This is a genomic window from Streptomyces sp. NPDC046870, assembly GCF_040704595.1.
Lineage (GTDB): Bacteria > Actinomycetota > Actinomycetes > Streptomycetales > Streptomycetaceae > Streptomyces > Streptomyces argyrophylli.
In genome coordinates this window covers 113,693-130,150 of record NZ_JBEYXM010000005.1, presented here as the reverse complement: position 1 = coordinate 130,150, position 16,458 = coordinate 113,693, and the positions used below count along the sequence as shown (strand labels likewise).

Annotated in this window: 15 protein-coding genes; 10 read left to right on the top strand and 5 right to left on the bottom strand. The window is 74.1% G+C overall.

All coding sequences use genetic code 11. The features are described from left to right. The first annotated feature begins 4 nt into the window (after positions 1–4). The 6 genes from AB0946_RS14045 to AB0946_RS14020 all read left to right on the top strand — a co-directional run bounded on the left by AB0946_RS14045 (position 5) and on the right by AB0946_RS14020 (position 6,193). Entirely contained in the window at positions 5–964 is a 960-nt protein-coding gene (locus AB0946_RS14045; protein WP_366760822.1) for an ABC transporter permease, read from the top strand. Beyond that, on the top strand, positions 961–1,896 hold the full coding sequence (locus AB0946_RS14040) for an ABC transporter permease (protein WP_366760821.1): 936 nt from the start codon (positions 961–963) through the stop codon (positions 1,894–1,896). The genes AB0946_RS14045 and AB0946_RS14040 overlap by 4 nt, the downstream gene beginning before the upstream one ends. Then, on the top strand, positions 1,893–3,824 hold the full coding sequence (locus AB0946_RS14035) for an ABC transporter ATP-binding protein (protein ID WP_366760820.1): 1,932 nt from the start codon (positions 1,893–1,895) through the stop codon (positions 3,822–3,824). The genes AB0946_RS14040 and AB0946_RS14035 overlap by 4 nt, the downstream gene beginning before the upstream one ends. Beyond that, complete coding sequence (locus AB0946_RS14030; protein ID WP_366760819.1) at positions 3,815–4,867, top strand: LLM class flavin-dependent oxidoreductase; 1,053 nt, start codon at positions 3,815–3,817, stop codon at positions 4,865–4,867. Before AB0946_RS14035 ends, AB0946_RS14030 begins: the two co-directional genes overlap by 10 nt. Then, positions 4,860–5,246 carry a TIGR03618 family F420-dependent PPOX class oxidoreductase gene (locus AB0946_RS14025; RefSeq protein ID WP_366760818.1) on the top strand — a complete coding sequence of 129 codons (387 nt, stop codon included), beginning with the start codon at positions 4,860–4,862 and terminating at the stop codon, positions 5,244–5,246. Before AB0946_RS14030 ends, AB0946_RS14025 begins: the two co-directional genes overlap by 8 nt. Before the next feature lie 80 nt (positions 5,247–5,326). Next, positions 5,327–6,193 (top strand): sulfurtransferase, encoded by an 867-nt coding sequence (locus AB0946_RS14020; protein WP_366760817.1) that lies wholly within the window; start codon positions 5,327–5,329, stop codon positions 6,191–6,193. Positions 6,194–6,248: 55 nt separating this feature from the next. Here AB0946_RS14020 and AB0946_RS14015 read toward each other — a convergent pair whose 3' ends face one another. Then, entirely contained in the window at positions 6,249–7,871 is a 1,623-nt protein-coding gene (locus AB0946_RS14015) for an LLM class flavin-dependent oxidoreductase (RefSeq protein WP_366760816.1), read from the bottom strand. A 15-nt stretch (positions 7,872–7,886) separates the two neighbouring features. Then, entirely contained in the window at positions 7,887–9,365 is a 1,479-nt protein-coding gene (locus tag AB0946_RS14010) for an MFS transporter (RefSeq protein WP_366760815.1), read from the bottom strand. Positions 9,366–9,513: 148 nt separating this feature from the next. Here AB0946_RS14010 and AB0946_RS14005 point away from each other — a divergent pair, with 148 nt between their 5' ends. Beyond that, on the top strand, positions 9,514–10,014 hold the full coding sequence (locus AB0946_RS14005) for a MarR family transcriptional regulator (RefSeq protein WP_366760814.1): 501 nt from the start codon (positions 9,514–9,516) through the stop codon (positions 10,012–10,014). Positions 10,015–10,160: 146 nt separating this feature from the next. Next, a complete protein-coding gene (locus AB0946_RS14000; protein WP_366760812.1) occupies positions 10,161–10,964 on the top strand; it encodes an SDR family NAD(P)-dependent oxidoreductase in 804 nt (267 codons plus the stop codon). Between the two features lie 70 nt (positions 10,965–11,034). On the opposite strand, the gene AB0946_RS13995 is transcribed toward AB0946_RS14000, so the two are convergent. After that, on the bottom strand, positions 11,035–12,546 hold the full coding sequence (locus tag AB0946_RS13995; protein ID WP_366760811.1) for an FAD-dependent oxidoreductase: 1,512 nt from the start codon (positions 12,544–12,546) through the stop codon (positions 11,035–11,037). Between the two features lie 503 nt (positions 12,547–13,049). On the opposite strand from AB0946_RS13995, the gene AB0946_RS13990 reads away from it, so the two are divergent. Then, positions 13,050–13,754, top strand: coding sequence for a response regulator transcription factor (locus AB0946_RS13990; protein WP_366761090.1), 705 nt, complete (start codon positions 13,050–13,052; stop codon positions 13,752–13,754). 12 nt (positions 13,755–13,766) lie between these two features. Here the strand turns inward: AB0946_RS13990 and AB0946_RS13985 are convergent, their stop codons facing one another. Both AB0946_RS13985 and AB0946_RS13980 read right to left on the bottom strand, forming a co-directional pair. Beyond that, positions 13,767–14,849, bottom strand: a complete 1,083-nt coding sequence (locus AB0946_RS13985) for a sodium-dependent transporter (protein WP_366760810.1) — start codon at positions 14,847–14,849, stop codon at positions 13,767–13,769. Between the two features lie 138 nt (positions 14,850–14,987). Next, the gene (locus tag AB0946_RS13980) at positions 14,988–15,143 is read right to left on the bottom strand and encodes a hypothetical protein (RefSeq protein WP_366760809.1); all 156 of its coding nucleotides are present in this window, start codon (positions 15,141–15,143) and stop codon (positions 14,988–14,990) included. Between the two features lie 317 nt (positions 15,144–15,460). Here AB0946_RS13980 and AB0946_RS13975 point away from each other — a divergent pair, with 317 nt between their 5' ends. Beyond that, entirely contained in the window at positions 15,461–16,393 is a 933-nt protein-coding gene (locus tag AB0946_RS13975) for an NADP-dependent oxidoreductase (protein ID WP_366761089.1), read from the top strand. Positions 16,394–16,458 lie beyond the last annotated feature (65 nt).

Below are 16,458 nucleotides of genomic sequence, written 5' to 3'. Positions count from 1 at the left end.
CGCCATGACCCCCGCGCGGTACCTCGCGGGACGTGTGCTGCGCGCGGTGTTCGTCGTCTGGGCGGCGTTCACCCTCGCCTTCGCCGCCCTGCGGCTGCTGCCCGGCGACCCCGTCGCGCTCATGCTGAGCGGGCGCGGCGGGTTCGACACCCTCAGCCCGCGGGACATCGCCCGGGCCAAGGCCGAACTCGGCCTGGACCAACCGCTTCCGGTGCAGTACGGCCACGCCCTCGTGGACGCCCTCCACGGTGACCTCGGCGCGTCGCTGCAGACCGGGCAGCCCGTCACCCGCATGATCGCCGACGCGCTGCCGTCCACGCTGGCACTGGGCGGCACCGCCCTGGCGCTCGCGCTGACGGCCGGGTCGGCGCTGGCGGTCTCCGCCCACCTCGCGGTCTCCCCGGCGGTGCGGCAACTGCTGCGCTCCCTCCCCGCGTTCGCCGTCTCGCTGCCGTCGTTCGCCGTCGGACTGCTGCTGATCCAGCTGCTGTCGGTCAGGTGGCACCTCTTCCCGTCGCTGGGCGGCACCGGGGCGGCCGGACTCGTGCTGCCCGCCTGCACCCTGGCCATCCCGGGCGCGGCGCTGGTGGCGCAGGTGCTCGGCAAGAGCCTGCACACCGTCCTGCGGGAACCGTACGCCGACACGGTCCGCGCCACCGGCGCGGGCCGGGCCCGGCTGCTCCTCGGGCACGGCCTGCGCAACGCGGCCATCCCGGCGGTGACGGTCGTCGGTCTCCTGGTCGGCTACCTCATCGGCGGCGCGGTCGTGGTGGAGACCGTCTTCTCCCGGCCCGGCATGGGCCGGATCACCCAGGCCGCCGTCGCCACCCAGGACCTGCCCGTCGTCCAGGGGGTGGTCGTCCTGGCGTCGTTCGTCTTCGCCGTGGTGAACCTCGGCGTCGACCTGCTGTACCCGGTCCTGGACCCGCGGATCCGGGTGACCGGCCGGCTGGTGGCGTCATGAGCGCGCACGGCACGGCCCCCGGCGCCGTGGCCGACCGGGCCCCGGCCGATGACGCCGCGCCGGTGCCGTCCGGGTTCGGGGCCGTGGTCGGCCGCCGTCTGCGAGGCGCGCGGGACAAGACGGTCCGGCACGTGCCGCGCTCACCCGGCGCCGCACTGTCCGTGCTGGTGCTCCTGCTGGTGCTGGGCTGGGCGGTCGCACCCGAGTGGTTCACCCACCAGAGCCCCACGACCGGGACACCGGCCGAGCGCTTCCGGCCGCCGAGCGGCGCGCACCTCTTCGGCACCGACCAGCTCGGCCGGGACGTGTACGCCCGGGTGGTGCACGGGGCGTCCCTGTCGCTGCGGGCGACGGTCGTCGCGATCGCCGTGGCCCTGGTCGTCGGCATCCTGCTGGGCCTGGCCGCCGGATCCTTCGGCCGGTGGGCGGACGCGGTGATCATGCGGCTGGTCGAGGTCATGCTCTCGGTGCCGCCGGTCCTGCTCTCGCTGACCATCGTCGCGGCCATCGGTTTCGGCACCGTCCAGGTGGCCGTCGCCGTCGGTGTCACGAGCGTCGCCGCGTTCGCCCGGGTGATGCGGGCCGAGGTGCTGCGGGTGCGCACGGCCGGCTATGTCGAGGCCACGATCCTGCTGGGCTCCCGCTGGTGGCGCGTGCTGTTCCGCTACGTCCTGCCCGCCGCCGTCGGCCCCGTACTGGCCCTCGCCGCACTGGACTTCGGGCTGGTCGTGCTGGCCATCGCCAGCCTCAGCTTCCTCGGCTACGGGGAACCGCCGCCCGCCCCGGAGTGGGGCGCCCTGGTCGCCGACGGCCGCAACTACCTCGCCACGGCGTGGTGGCTGACGACCCTGCCCAGCCTGGTCGTGACCGCCGTGGTCCTCGCCGCGAACCGGCTGTCGAGGATCCTGGAGAACCGAGGAGAACGCCCATGACCTCCGCACCGGCCGGGACGACCCGTCCCGAGGCCGTGTCGCAGGACACCCCGGTGCTGCGGATCACGGACCTGCGGGTCGGCTATCGTACGGCCGCCGGCACCCGGACCGCCGTCGACGGCCTCGACCTGACGGCAGCGCCGGGCCGCATCACCGCCGTCGTCGGCGAGTCCGGATCCGGCAAGAGCACCACCGCGCACGCCGTGATCGGCCTGCTGCCCCCGGGAGGCCGGGTGGAGCACGGTTCCGTCCGCCTGGAGGGCGAGGAACTGACCGGACTGAGCGAGCGGGCGTGGCGGGACGTACGCGGCCGGCGCATCGGCTTCGTGCCCCAGGACCCCGGCGTGTCCCTGGACCCGGTGAAGCCGGTCGGCCGGCAGGTCGCCGAGGTGCTGCGCGTCCACCACCTGGCCACCGGGCGGGGCGCCGCGGAACGGGCCGTCGACCTCCTCGCCGGGGCGGGGCTGCCCGACCCCGCCCGGCGGTCCCGCCAGTACCCGCACGAACTGTCCGGCGGCATGCGCCAGCGCGTGCTCATCGCGATGGCGACCGCGGCCCGGCCCCGGCTGCTCGTCGCGGACGAACCCACCTCCGCCCTGGACGTGACGGTCCAGCGGCACATCCTCGACCACCTGGAGGCACTCGCCGCGGACACCGGCACCGCCGTGCTGCTGATCACCCACGACCTGGGTGTCGTTGCCGACCGGGCCCAGCACGTCGTGGTGATGTCCCGGGCGAAGGTCGTGGAGGCCGGACCGACCCGTGAGGTGCTCGCCGACCCACGGCACCCGTACACGCGCCGGCTGCTCGCCGACGTCCCCCGCCTCGCCCCCCGCGCCCGCCCGGCCGCCCCGCCGGCGCCCCCGGCCGCGGCGCCCCCGCCCACGGCGGCACCCGTGCCCCGGACCACGCCCGTACCGGCCCGCGTGCCCCGACCGACCGCCCTGTCCGGACCGACTCCACCGCCCCCCGAACCCCGCGCGGCGTCCGCGACCGGCCCGTCCGGCGGCGCACCGGACCCCGGCGTGCTGCTGCGGGTGCGCGGTCTCACCCTCTCTTTCCCGTTGCGCGGCCCCGGCCCCCGGCGCCGGCACCTCGCCGTCGACGGGATCGGCTTCGACATCCCGCGCGGCCGCACCCTCGGCCTGGTCGGCGAGTCCGGCTCCGGCAAGTCCACCACCGCCCGCCTGGTGCTCGGCCTGGAACGGCCCGAGGCAGGCACCGTCGAACTGGACGGCGTCGACGTCACCGCGGTACGCGGCGCGGCCCGGCGCCGCCTGCACCGCCGCGTCCAGCTCGTGCACCAGAACCCGTACGCCTCCCTCAACCCCCGCTTCACCGTCGAGGAACTGCTCACCGAGCCCCTGCGCAACCACCGCGTCGGCGACCGTGCGCAGCGCGCCGCGACCGTACGGCGGCTGCTGGACGACGTCGCGCTGCCGGCGGACGTGCTGCGGCGCAGGGCCGCGGAGCTCTCCGGGGGGCAGCGCCAGCGGGTGGCCATCGCCCGTGCCCTCGCCCTCGGCCCGGACCTGCTGGTCTGCGACGAACCGGTCTCCGCGCTCGACGTGACCGTGCAGGCGAGGATCCTGGAACTCCTGCTCGGACTCCAGGAACGCCACGGGATGGCCTATCTGTTCATCTCCCACGACCTGGCCGTCGTCGGACAGGTCAGCGACCGCGTCGCGGTCCTGCGCGCAGGACACGTCGTCGAGGAAGGCGCCACCGACCAGGTCCTGCGCGCACCCCGGCACCCCTACACCCGCGAACTCCTGGCCGCCGTACCCGGACGGAGGACCCCGCACACGCCGGACGCTGGGGACACTCCGGATGTCCTGGGGGAGGAGCCGGGGGAGACACCGGGGGAAGCCGCCGCCCGCACCCCGCACCGCCACGACCGTCCCACGGAGGACACCTCATGGAGCTAGGCCTCATCACCTTCGGCAGCCTGCTGCCCGACCCGGTCACCGGGACCATCCTCACCCAGCGGGAACGGCTGCGGGACGTCGTCCGGGCGGCGGCCGAGGCGGAGCGGCTCGGCTTCTCCTGGTACACCCTCGGAGAGCACCACTTCGGGGAGCGGGACGTCATCCCCTCCCCGGCGCTGGTCCTGGCCGCGATCGCCGAACACACCTCCACCATCCGGCTGGCCACCGGCACCACCCTGGTCGCCAACCGCGACCCGGTACTCGTCGCGGAGGACTACGCGCTGCTGGACCTGCTGTCCGACGGGCGTCTCGAGATGGTCATCGGCGGTTCCTTCTTCCCCGAGCCGTACGCCGTCTTCGACCAGGCACCCGAGTCCAAGGCGGCCCGCAAACGCGAGAACACCGAACTGCTGCTGCGGCTGTGGACCGAGGACCGGGTGACCTGGCAGGGGCGGTTCCGTCCGCCGCTGGACGACGTGCTGGTGCAGCCGCGCCCCCTGCAGCCCCGGCCGCCGTTCTGGATCAGCGGGGGAGTGGGCTCGGAGTCGGTCGGGCTGGCCGTCGACCACGGGCTGCCCCTGGTGGTCGGCACGACGGCGCGCCGCCCCGACGTCTTCGTCCCGGTGTTCGACTCCTACCGCGCGCTCTGGAAGGAGCGGCGGACGGAGCCCACGGGCCGGCTGGGCGCCGCCAGCCACGTGTTCGTCGCCGAGACCTCGCAGGAGGCCCGAGCCCGCTGGGCCCCCTACATCGAGACCTATCTGACGGTGAGGAAGCCCGGCGACGTCGGGCCCCCGGCCCCGCCTGACTTCGACACCTACGTCGGCCCCGACGGCCCCGCGATCTGCGGCAGCCCCGCCGAAGTCGTCGACAGGCTCGGGCGGTTGCAGGAGCTGTGGGGTCACGACCTGCACCTGCTCGCCATCGATGTCGGCGGCCTGCCGTACGCCGACGTCCAGGCGGCGACGGAACTCGTCGCCTCCGAGGTACTGCCCCAGGTGCGCGCCCTGGGGCGGGACGACAGGGTGGTGGCCGGTGCTTGACGACGACGTCCGTGAACTCGCCCTCGCCCGGACCCTCGGCGTCTTCACGACGCTGATGCCGGACGGCGGACCGCAGACGAGCCTCGTGTGGCCGCACGCCGACCGGGAACACATACTCGTCGGCACCAACACCTCGCGGCAGAAGTACCGCAACGTGGTCGCCGACCCCCGCGTCAACATCCTGCTGCTCGACTCGGAGAACAGCCGCCGGTACATCGAGGTCCGGGCCCGGGTGGTGGAGATCGAACCGGGCGAGGCCGCGCTGCGGCTGGCCCGCACCACCTTCGGCAAGTGGACGGGCAGCGAGCGGGTGCGGCAGGCCGAGGGCGAGCGGGTACTGCTGCGGCTGGAACCCGACCGCGTCCACCGCAAGGAATGACCGCCGGCCGCCGGACGCGCACCACGCCCCTCCCGCCGCGACGGCCCCGCCACCGCCCTGATCCGAGAGGAAGACCCCACATGACCGTTTCCCCCGCACCGCCTCCCGCACCGCCGTCCGCCGTCGTCGACGCCGGCTGGGTGCGGGAGCACCGCGGGCGGATCGTCCTGGCCGACGTCCGCTGGTACCTGGACGGCCGCGACGGACGCGAGGCCCACCTCGCCGGACATCTGCCCGGCGCCGTGTGGGTCGACGTGGACACCGTGCTCTCCGCGCCGCCCAGCGCGTCGGGCGGACGCCATCCGCTGCCCGACGAGCGGGAGTTCGCCCGGGCACTGGGCGCGCTGGGCATCGGCGACGACACGACGGTGGTCGCCTACGACGACAACGGCGGCGCCTACGCGGCACGGCTGGTCTGGCTGCTGCGCCGCACCGGAGGCCGGGCCGCCCTGCTGGACGGCGGTCTCCAGGCCTGGGACGGCGGCCTGGAGACCGGTCCGGTCGTCCCCGCGCCGGCGAGCCGCACCCCGGTGGCCTGGCCCGAGGAGCTCCTCCGGTCGGCCGACGAGGTCGAGGCGTCGCTCGCCGCGGGTACCGCGGTCGTCCTGGACGCCCGCGCCCCCGACCGGTACTCGGGCGCCACCGTGCTGCCCAGCGACGTGCGCTCCGGACACATCCCCGGGGCGCGGAACGCCCCCTGGGCCGCCAACCTCACCGACGAGGGCCGCTTCGCCCCGGCCGCACGGCTGGCCGCGCACTACGCGGCCCTCGGCGTCACCCCGGGCACCGACGTCGTCGTGTACTGCGGCAGCGGTGTCACCGCCTGCCACGACCTGCTGGCGCTGGAACTGGCCGGCGTGCCCACCGCGGCCCTTTACCCCGGCTCGTGGTCCGCCTGGTCGGCGGACACCTCGCGCGCCGTGGCGACGGGCGAGGAGCCGCGGTAGCGCGCCCCCGGGCAGCGAAGCCCGGGGCAGGGCCGGGGGCACACGGCCGGCGGATTCACCAGCCGGTGCCGAGCCGGGCCATCGGTTCGACCAACTCGCGCTCCTCGTAGGCCAGATGGGACAGCAGCGCGTCGGTGAGCAGGTCCACCGCCGCGCGCAGTCCCCCCGGCCGGGCCGCGGCACCCGGCCCGGCCTCGATCCGGGCGACCAGCTCACGGTCGATGCGCTCGATCACCCCGTGGATGGCGTGGTGCTCCTCGGTCAGCCGGTCGAGCACCGGCGCGAGCCGTGGGTCCCCCCGCCGCAGGTGAGGGAAGAGATCCTGGTCCTCCCGGGTGTGGTGCACGGTCGTGATCCGGCAGTACGACGCGCAGTAGGCGCCCAGCGTCCAGGAGTTCTGCCGCAGGCTCAGCTCCTGGAGCCCGGACCGCGCGTCGCCGGGGTCCAGGGTCTCCGCCAGCACCTCGTCGACGATCTCGCGCAGCCGCGCCAGGTCCGCGCGCAGCTGGTCGTGGGCGGCGACCAGGTTCCTGGCCGGGGCCTGCCGCGCACGCGAGTAGCGCCGCCCCGGATCCGGTGCGGGACCGGTGGGCCGGTGCTCCTCGTCCCACAGCCGCTCGTCGCTCAGCCACTCGGCGGGCGCGGGTGTGGGTTCGACGAAGAGGGAGCGTCCGGCCGTCGCACTCTCCACCGCGGCCGGACGCTGCTGGGGGAGCGGGTCCGCGGCCGCCCCGGAGGCGCCGGACGCGACCGACGCAACAGCCGCGACGGACGCGGCGGACCGCGCGGCGGCCACGGTGGGCCGCTCGCGTGCCGCGGCGACCAGTGCGCGGGTGGCCGGGGCGACCTCCTCGCCGAAGATCCGCAGCAGCTCCGGGTGGTGCGCGGGCAGCAGGTAGGCGCTGATGCCCACGTCGACGGTGAGCGCGGCGAGCTGCTCGGGCCAGTCACGCGGACCGCCCCGCGGGAAGCCGCCCTCCGCCCCGGGCGAGAGGTTGTACAGCCGCCGTACGGCCGACGGCTCCCGCCCCGCGGCCGCGGCCCCCTCGTCGACGAGCCGCTGGCCCGCGGCGAGGCGGGCCGGTGGCACATGCGGCACGCTGGGCAACCAGCCGTCCGCCAGTTCGCCCGTCAGCCGCAGCATCCGGGGGCCGACCGCGCCGATCCACACGGAGATGCCGTGGGCGGGCGCGGGCCCGGCGGCGGCCCCGTCGAGCGCGTAGTGCTTCCCGTCGCTGCGTACCCGCCCACGGCCCGACCACAGGGCGCGCAGCACCTCGACCGCCTCCCGGGTGGCGGCCAGGGCCTCACCCGGGGTGCGCCGGGGACCGCCCTCGGCGGCGATGTCGTCCCAGTACGCCCCCGCGCCCAGCCCGAGTTCGACCCGGCCGCCGCTGAGCAGGTCCAGGCTCGCGGCGGCGCGGGCCAGGGCGGCGGGCGGCCGCAGGGGGAGGTTGGCGACGTTGGGGAAGACCCGGATCCGGGAGGTGACGGCGGCCATGATCGCCAGCACCGTCCACGCGTCCAGGAACTCCGGCCGGTAGGGGTGGTCCGGCACGCTCACCAGGTCCAGCCCGGCCCGCTCCGCTGACCGGGCCGACGCCACGGCGTCGTGCGGCTGTCCGGAGGAAGGCACCAGGACGGTACCGAAGAGCAGGTCGTGCCCGTAGTCGGTCATGTGCGTGTCCCGTCCTCAGCTCGCGGCGGGGCCGCTGGTCTCGGGCCGGGGTCCCGCCGCGGCCGCCTTCGCCGGGGTCCGCCACAGTGCGCCCGGCCCGGAGAGCGCGGCCAGCGTGGCCACGCCCAGGGCGATCGCGGACATCACGAAGGCGGTGGTGTAGCCGGACTCCGCCGGCAGGCCGCTGCCGGCGAGGGTGTGGGAGGCCACCAGCGAGGCGGACACCTGTGCGCCCAGCGATCCGCCGATGGTGCGCATGATCGTGTTGATGCCGGTCGCCTCACCGGTCTGCCGGGGGTCGACCGCGGCGACGACGAGGTTGGCGAGCGCCGCGAAGGCGAAGCCGACGCCGATGCCCAGGATGCCCGAACCGACGTACAGCGCCCACTCGGTGTCATGGGCCCCGGCGTACACGGAGAAGCCGACGACGCCGATCAGGCAGGCGAGGACGAGGGGCAGCTTGAAGCCGACGGCGGCACCGATCCGGCCCGCCAGCGGGCTGGCGACCAGCATGGTGGCCGCCATGGGCACCATGAACAGTCCGGCTCCGGTGACCGAGGCGCCGAACCCGTAGCCGGCCTGCGGAGGGGTCTGGGCCAGCAGCGGCACCAGGGTGAACGCGCCGTACATCCCGAAACCGATGATGAGCGCGGTGACATGGGAGGCCGCGACCGCCGGACGGCGCAGCAACTCGATGTCGATGAGCGGTTCGGACAGTCGCCGTTCCACCAGGACGAACACCGCGAGGAGCAGCACCGCCGCCACGAACAGACCGATCACACCCGCGGACGCCCAGCCCCATGACTTGCCCTCGCTGATGGCGAGCAGCAGGGCGACGACTCCCGCGCTGAGCAGGACGACACCGGTCCAGTCGATCCGGCCGGGGGAGCGGACGGGCGACTCCTCGACGAAGGTGACGACGGCGAGGATGCCCAGGACGATCACGACGAGACCCAGCCAGAAGATCCAGTGCCAGTCCAGGGCGTCGACGATCGGTCCGGGAATGACGAGCCCGACGCCGAAACCGATGCCGAACGTCGAGCTGATGAGCCCGATGGCCACGGGCACGCGTTCGCGCGGGAACTGGTCGCGGACGATGCCGAACGCGAGGGGGAACGCGGCGGAGCCGACGCCCTGCACGGCGCGGGCGGCGATGAGCAGTCCGATCGAGTCCGACAGGGCCGCGAGCAGCGTCCCGACGGCGAACACGGTGAGGCTGGCGACGAGCACGCGCCGCTTGCCGAACATGTCGCCGACCCGGCCGAGCAGCGCGGTGGCCACCGAGGCCGTGAGGAGGAAGGCGCTGAGCACCCAGGAGACCACCGGGGTGCTCACGTCGAACTCCCGCCGCAGGTCCGGGAGCGCGGGCACGACCATCGTCTGCATCAGGGAGAAGGAGAGCACGGCGATCAGCAGGGCGGTGAACGGGGCCGCGACGCCCCGCCGTTCCTCCGTGACCGGCGGGTGGGCCGGGGTGGTCGTCGGATCGGTCATGGAAAGGTCCTCCGCTTCGATCGGCGGGTACGGGGGCGCGGGCGGCGCCACACGCCGGGCACCGGCACCGGCGAAATCGTGTCGTGTCGTAATGATTACATCGCGACATGCTTACGTCCAGTGGCTTTCCGTGGTTATGCTGCGCTGCATGAACGACGCCTCGGACTGCGGACCGCAGACCCCCCGGCCGGACACGGAGATCCGCCCGCCGAGCCTGCTCGCGCTGCCCTCCTACCTGGTCAGCCATGTCGCCCGGCTCGGCCACGACGTACTGATCGCCGCGGTCGCGGAGCACGGCCTGAGGCTCCCCCACTTCGCCGCGCTCACGGCGCTCGCCGACTTCGGCCCGCTCCCGCAGCACGTCCTCGCCGACCGGCTCGCCCTCAACCGCAGCCACCTGGTCGGCTACCTCGACACCCTGGAGCAGCGGGACCTGGTCCGGCGCACCCGCGACCCCGCCGACCGCCGGCGCCAGGTCGTCGAGCTCACCCCGGCGGGTGAGGATCTGCAGCGCCGGCTGCTGGTCGTGGCCGAGCGCTCCCAGGAGGCCTTCCTGCACGACCTGTCCCCGGCCGAGCGCGCCACCCTGATCGCCCTGCTGCGCAAGGTCCTGGTCGCCGAGGACCACCACGCGCCGGCAGGAGGCTGAACCCGCACCCCGCCACCCCTCAGGGACGCACCGTCCACCCCACCCGCGAACCGGATCGATCGCGACACGTTTCCGCAGCACGGCCTTCACGCGAGCCCGCCAGAATCGGGGGCGGCTCCCCGTCCCGAACGAGAGGTCGTCGACCGATGGGCAACGCAACGCACTCCCTCGCCGGCAAAGTGGCCGTGGTCACCGGCGGGGCGGGAGGGATCGGCGTCGCCACCGTGGAGGCGCTGGCCACGGCCGGTGCGGACGTCGTACTCGCCGATGTCGCCGAGGCGCCGACCCGGGCCGCCGCCGCGGAGCTGGCCGCCAAGGGTCTGTCGGTGGTCGGGCACACCGTCGACATCGCCTCGGAGGACAGCGTCAAGCGCCTGGTGGACTTCGCCGTGGACACCTTCGGCGGCATCGACGTACTGGACAACAACGCGGCCCTGACCTCGGCGATCCGGCAGGACCGGGACGTGGTGTCGATGTCCGTGGAGCTGTGGGACGAGGTCCTCGCGGTCAACCTGCGCGGCCCCATGCTGCTGTGCAAGCACACCGTGCCGGTGATGATCGAGCGCGGCGGCGGCTCCATCATCAACATCACCAGCGGTCAGGGCCTGTCCGGCGACCGCGTGATGGTCGCCTACGGCAGCTCCAAGGGCGGACTGGTCGCGCTGACCCGCTTCGTGGCCGCCGCGTACGGTACGGACGGCATACGCTGCAACGCCGTCGCGCCCGGACTGGTCCGCACCCCGGCCCTGGAGGCGGACATGCCCGTGCCGGTGCAGCGGATGTTCCAGAGCGCGAACCTCATCCCGCGGCTGGGCACCCCGGACGACGTGGCCCACCTGGTGACCTTCCTGGCCTCGCCCGCCGCCTCCTTCATCACCGGGCAGGTGCTGTCCGTGGACGGCGGCTTCCTCGCCCACCTGCCGACGCTCTCACCGCTGCCGCCACGCTGAGAGCGCGACGGGCCGGGCGAACGGCCCCGGAGCGGGGCCGTTCGGCGAGGGTTCCGCCGGACCGGCGCGGTCATCCCACCCACGGTCCGACGCCGGCCTCGATCGACGGTCCGTCCGCCGCTCCGGCCCAGGCGTAGTAGCCGTCCGGCCGCACCAGGACCGCCTCCCGTCCGGCGTCGCCGCCGTCCGCACGGCGGGCGAGGACCAGCCGCCCCCGCCGGCCGGCGATGTCGAGCCCGGCGGGGCCGCCGGACGCCCCGTCAGGCGGCAGGACCAGGACGAACCGCCCCTGGCGCAGCACCTCGTAGAGCCGCCCGCCCTCCAGTTCCAGGTCCGGCGCCCGTCTGCCCGCCAGCGGGTGCGCCCCGCGCGCGGCGGGGTAGGAGTGGCCGATTCCGGTGATCTCTCCCACCGCCTGCCGCGTCACCGGCGGCACATGGGTGACCACCAGCTTCCGCACCGTGCGCAGCGCGATCTCCAGCGGATTGTGCGCCATGGCCAGCCGAAGGTTGAGGCCGCTGCTGCGCAGCACCGCCCGGCCGATCGGATGGCGCTCACTGTGGTAGGTGTCCAGCAGCGCGTCGGAGGCCCAGCCGCCGAGCACCGCCGCCAGCTTCCAGCCGAGGTTCACGGCGTCCTGGAGACCGGTGTTCATCCCCTGCCCCCCGGCCGGCGAGTGCTGGTGGGCGGAGTCGCCGGCCAGCAGCACGCGGCCCACCCGGTACCGGGGCACCTGGCGCTCGTCGCTGTGGAAGCGCGAGATCCAGCGCGGGTCGTGCATGCCGAAGTCCGAGCCGAAGGCACGCTCGATGAGGGAGCGCAGCTCCTCGAACGCGACCGGGGAGTCGTCGGGCTCCCCCCGATGGGCCCGGTCCCAGCCGCCGACCCGCCAGTAGCCGTCGCCGAACGGGGCGATGAAGCCGAAGGCGTCGCCCGTGCCGTGCACCTGCACCACCAGGCTGGGCCGCTCGGTGAACTTCACGTCGGCGAGCGCCACCGACCGGATCACCACCTTTCCGGGGAAGGGGAGCCCGAGGGCCTGGCGCACCGCGCTGCGCGTCCCGTCCGCGCCGACCAGATAGCGGGCCCGCAGGGTCGTCTCGCCCCCCGCGTCGCGCACCGAGACGCTGACACCCCCGTCGTCCTGGGAGAGACCGAGCACCTCGGTCCCGTAGCGGATGACCGCACCGTTCTCCAGGGCCCGGCGCAGCAGCAGCTTCTCCACCTCGTACTGCGGAGTGACCAGCAGGAAGGGGAAACGGGAGGGCAGCGCGCCGATGTCGAACGGTATCGCCCCGAACAGCCGCAGCTCGCGGATGACCTGCCCGGTGGCCACGAGTTCGTCGGCGAGACCGCGGGCGTCGAGGAGTTCGAGGGTGCGGGCGTGGACACCGAAGGCGCGGGTCAGGTTGCTGATGCCTTCCGGACGCTTCTCGACCACCACCACGTCCACGCCGGCCGCCGCGAGGTCTCCGGCGAGGAGCAGCCCGGTGGGACCGGCCCCGGCCACCACGACCGAGCGCGGGCCGGGGGGCGTCGTCCCGGGGCCGTCGGCGGCGGGGGACTGAGAGGTGTGCGACATCCGCAACTCGCTTCCTGTGAGAGGGAATCGGGTTCATGCCCTGGGCCGCCGGCGCCGGGGGTCGGACGCACCGGCCCCCGGCCGTGTCCATCCTGCACGGCGCGTGTGAAGCCGGTACTGCGGCAGCGTGACGGACCGGTCGCCCGCGCCCCTTCCGTCACGGCCGTACGGCGCGCTCGGCGGGGCCCGCGCATTCCCCCCGGCGGACCGCGGACTCTCTCCACGACCGGTCGGCGATAAACCCGTGCGCACGTCAGAAGGCCCCGCACAACGACAAGTAGATGACTATGTAATGCACCTTCATGAACCCGCAACGATGTATTTACGACAGAAGTCTTTGAATGGACTACAAGCGACCGATAAATTTTCGAGCGCAGGTTCGACATCCATGCTGACCGGATGAGCCGGGGGAGGCCATGGGTCCATACTCATCAGCGGTGAAGCCGGAGAACCATCCGCCCATCGAGCGCGTCGCACGCGGACCGCAGACCGTGCTGGAGGACATGCCGGGGCCGGCACGGACGGTGCCCGCTCCTGCGGCCGGCTGGCAGATCCTCTTAGTGGAGAGCGACTCCGCCGACGCCGAGTCCCTGGCGGCAGGACTGCGCAGACACGGACACGAGGTCACCCACGTGGCCCTCGGCGTCGCCGCCCTCGAAGCCCATGAGGACGCGGACCTGATCCTCCTCGACCTGGAGCTCCCGGATCTCGACGGACTGGAGGTGTGCAAGAGCATCCGCTCCGTCAGCTGTGTGCCGCTGCTCGTCGTCACCAGCCGCGGATCCGAACTCGACCGTGTGCTCGGGTTGCAGGCCGGCGCGGACGACTACCTCGTCAAGCCGTACGGATTCCGCGAACTGATGGCACGCATCGAGGCCGTGATGCGCCGCACCCGCTCCTCACGCACCGTCGACCGGGAAATCACGCACGGCCCCCTGCACATCGACGTGAATGCGCGGCAGGTCAGCCTAGCCGGCCGCGGTGTGGGGCTGACCCGAAAAGAATTCGACCTCCTGTGCATTCTCGCCTCGCACCCGGACACCGTGATTCCGAGGAAACGGCTGCTGCAGCAGGTGTGGGGCGATTCCTGGTCCAGGCGAACCGTCGACACGCACGTCAGCAGCCTCCGCACCAAGCTCGGTGACAGCGACTGGATCATCACGGTCCGGGGCGTGGGTTTCAAACTGGGCACCGGCTGCTCCGTGTGACGTGCCAGGTCGTCAGGAGGCGCAGGGCGGCGGGAGCGGTCCGGCTGAGCGCCCGGGGTTGCGGCGCACGACGCGGTTCGCCGCCGTCTTCTGCAACAGCCCGTAGGCGAGGACCGGCAGGAGCAGGTGGGGCTTGTCGGGCAGCGTGGTGGTGAGCAGGACGGCGCTGGCGCTGCTGTTGTTCATACCGCAGGCCAGCGTGAGGGACGACGCCGCCGGGGCGTCCAGCCTCAGCAGGCGTGCGGCGCCGTGACCGAGGGCGAAGGACAGCAGGCAGACCAGCGCCGCCACGGTCAACGCGGCGGCGAGCAGCAGCGGTCGCGGGCGTGCGAGGAAGGAACCGAGGGCGCCACTTGCATTGACGTAGGTCAGGAGCAGGGAGCCGGCCAGGGCGGTCGGCACGACGACGCCGAGCACCCGGTCGAGCAGCGGCGCGGGCAGTGCCAGGCGGCACAGCATGCCGACCGCGCAGGGCAGGACGACGCCGAGCAGGGCGAAACCGCCGTGGGCGTCCGCGATCCTGCCGAGCGTGGACCCGTAGCCGCCGCCGAGCAACGGCAGCAGGGCCCCGATGACCAGCGGGGTGGTGAGGGGGCTGAGGAGGGTGGAGGCGAGGACGAGTCCGACCATGGTCGGCTGGTCGCCGTCGCCCTTGCCGGTCCACACGGTGGCTCCGGCGGCGACGGGCATCGTCACGATCAGGATCATCGCGGTGACCAGGCCGCTGCCGCCGTCGGTGTCGGGGGTCCGGCGCAGCAGGAACGCGACGGCCGGGATGGCCAGCAGCGGGATCGACAGGTGCAGGGCCAGCCCGGCCAGCAGGGCGACCGGGCGCCGCAGCAGGGTGCCCAGCGCGCTCAGGGGGACCTGGAGGCCGGCCGAGAGGAGCACCAGGGAGAGCAGGAACTGAGGGGTGGGCAATGGCAGGGCGCGTCCCCAGCCGAGCGGCAGCGCGTGAGCCCGGCGCAGCCACAGTCCGGGCCCCGGCAGGAGCAGTGCGGCGGCGTAGGCCAGGACGACCGCGCGGCCCAGCCGGTGCCGCAGCCAGCCCGTGGCCCGATCGGTCGGTGAGGGGGCGGGAGTTCGGGTGTACACGGCGACCCTCTTCCGTCACTTCTTGCTGTGGGTGTCCGGCGGCGCGGCCGCTGCCCATGGCGCGTGAGCCGTCCGGGACGCCGGCGGTGTACGGGGCCGGAGGATCACCGGCCGCGTCGTCACCGAAGAGTCATGAGGTCAGCAGCAGGGCACCCAGGCGCCGGGTGGCCAGCCGGCGTGCCACGGCCGCGGACTGCCGAAGAGCGGGGCGCTGGCAGCGGCGGCTATCGCCGTGTGGATGCCGGGGAAGGACCGGTCGGGCCGGTCGGCGTCCGGGTACGGGGAGCGGGTCATGGGGGCCTTCCGTACGGAACGGGCGCACAGGGGCACCCGGAACCAGACGACTACAGCGAGGTAGACCGTCTACCGAACTGTAGACGAACGGCGGCCGGTGCGCGCTCCGAGCGGTGCACCCGTGCAACGGCCCCTTCGACGACAGCGCGCGCCCCGGCGGCGGCTGCGCCCGACCAGCCGGTCGGGCGCCGTCAGGACCGGGAACCGTGCCGGGTGTCAGCCCTCAGGCGCGTTCCACGGTTCCGCCGTGGAACCGAGAGGGCGGCGGAATGATCGTTGTCGGGACCGTGTTGCCCATGGGCATGAGCGAAGCAGTAGTGGCGAGCGCCTACGGCGGCCCTGAGGTCCTGTCAGTGATCGACGTGGCTGTCCCGGAGCCCGGGCCCGGTCAGGTGCGCATCGCGGTCCGTGCCGTGGGTGTGAATCCCTTCGACTACAAGATGTACAGCGGCGCCTTCGGGGCCGATCCGGCGAAGCTGCCGCTGCGGCTGGGCAGCGAAGCGGCCGGTGTCGTCACCGCGGTCGGCGCCGACGCGACCGGCCCGGCGGGCCCCGTCCGGGTGGGCGACGAGGTGATCGTGTACCGCGCGCCCGGCGCGTACGCCGCGGAACTCCTCGTCCCGGCCTCGTCCGTGGTGCCGAAGCCGGCCGGCCTGTCCTGGGAACAGGCCGGCGGGCTGATGGTCGCCGGCGTGACCGCCGTACACGTCCTCGAAGCGGTGGGACTCGCCAAGGGCGAGACGGTGCTGGTCCACGGGGCCGCGGGAGGGGTCGGGCTGGTGGTCGTCCAGCTGGCCGTGGCACGCGGCGCCACCGTCGTCGCGACGGCGAGCCCCGCCAAGCACGAACTCCTCGGGGAACTGGGCGCGGTCCCGGTCGCGTACGGGCCCGGCCTGGCGGACCGCGTACGCGCGGCGGCGCCGGAGGGGATCCACGCGGCGGCCGACCTGGTGGGCACCGACGAGGCGGTGGACGTCTCCCTGGAACTCGTGAGCGACCGCTCCCGCATCGCCACCATCGCGGCCTTCGAGCGCGGCGCCGAGGCCGGGATCAAACTTCTCGGCGGCGGGCCCGGCGCCGACCCCGGCACCGCGATCAGGCAGGCCGCCCGCCTCCAGCTCACCGAGGCTGCGGCGGCGGGGCGACTGCGCATCCTGGTCGCGTCCAGCCACCCGCTGCGCGAGGCTGCCGCCGCCCACCGCGAGAGCATGGCCGGCCACACCACCGGCAAGATCGTCCTGCTGCCGTAACCCGTCTCGGTCCGGCCATCTGGGGCCGCCTCAGCCGCTCGCCCGTGCGATGACCGCGTCCAGCA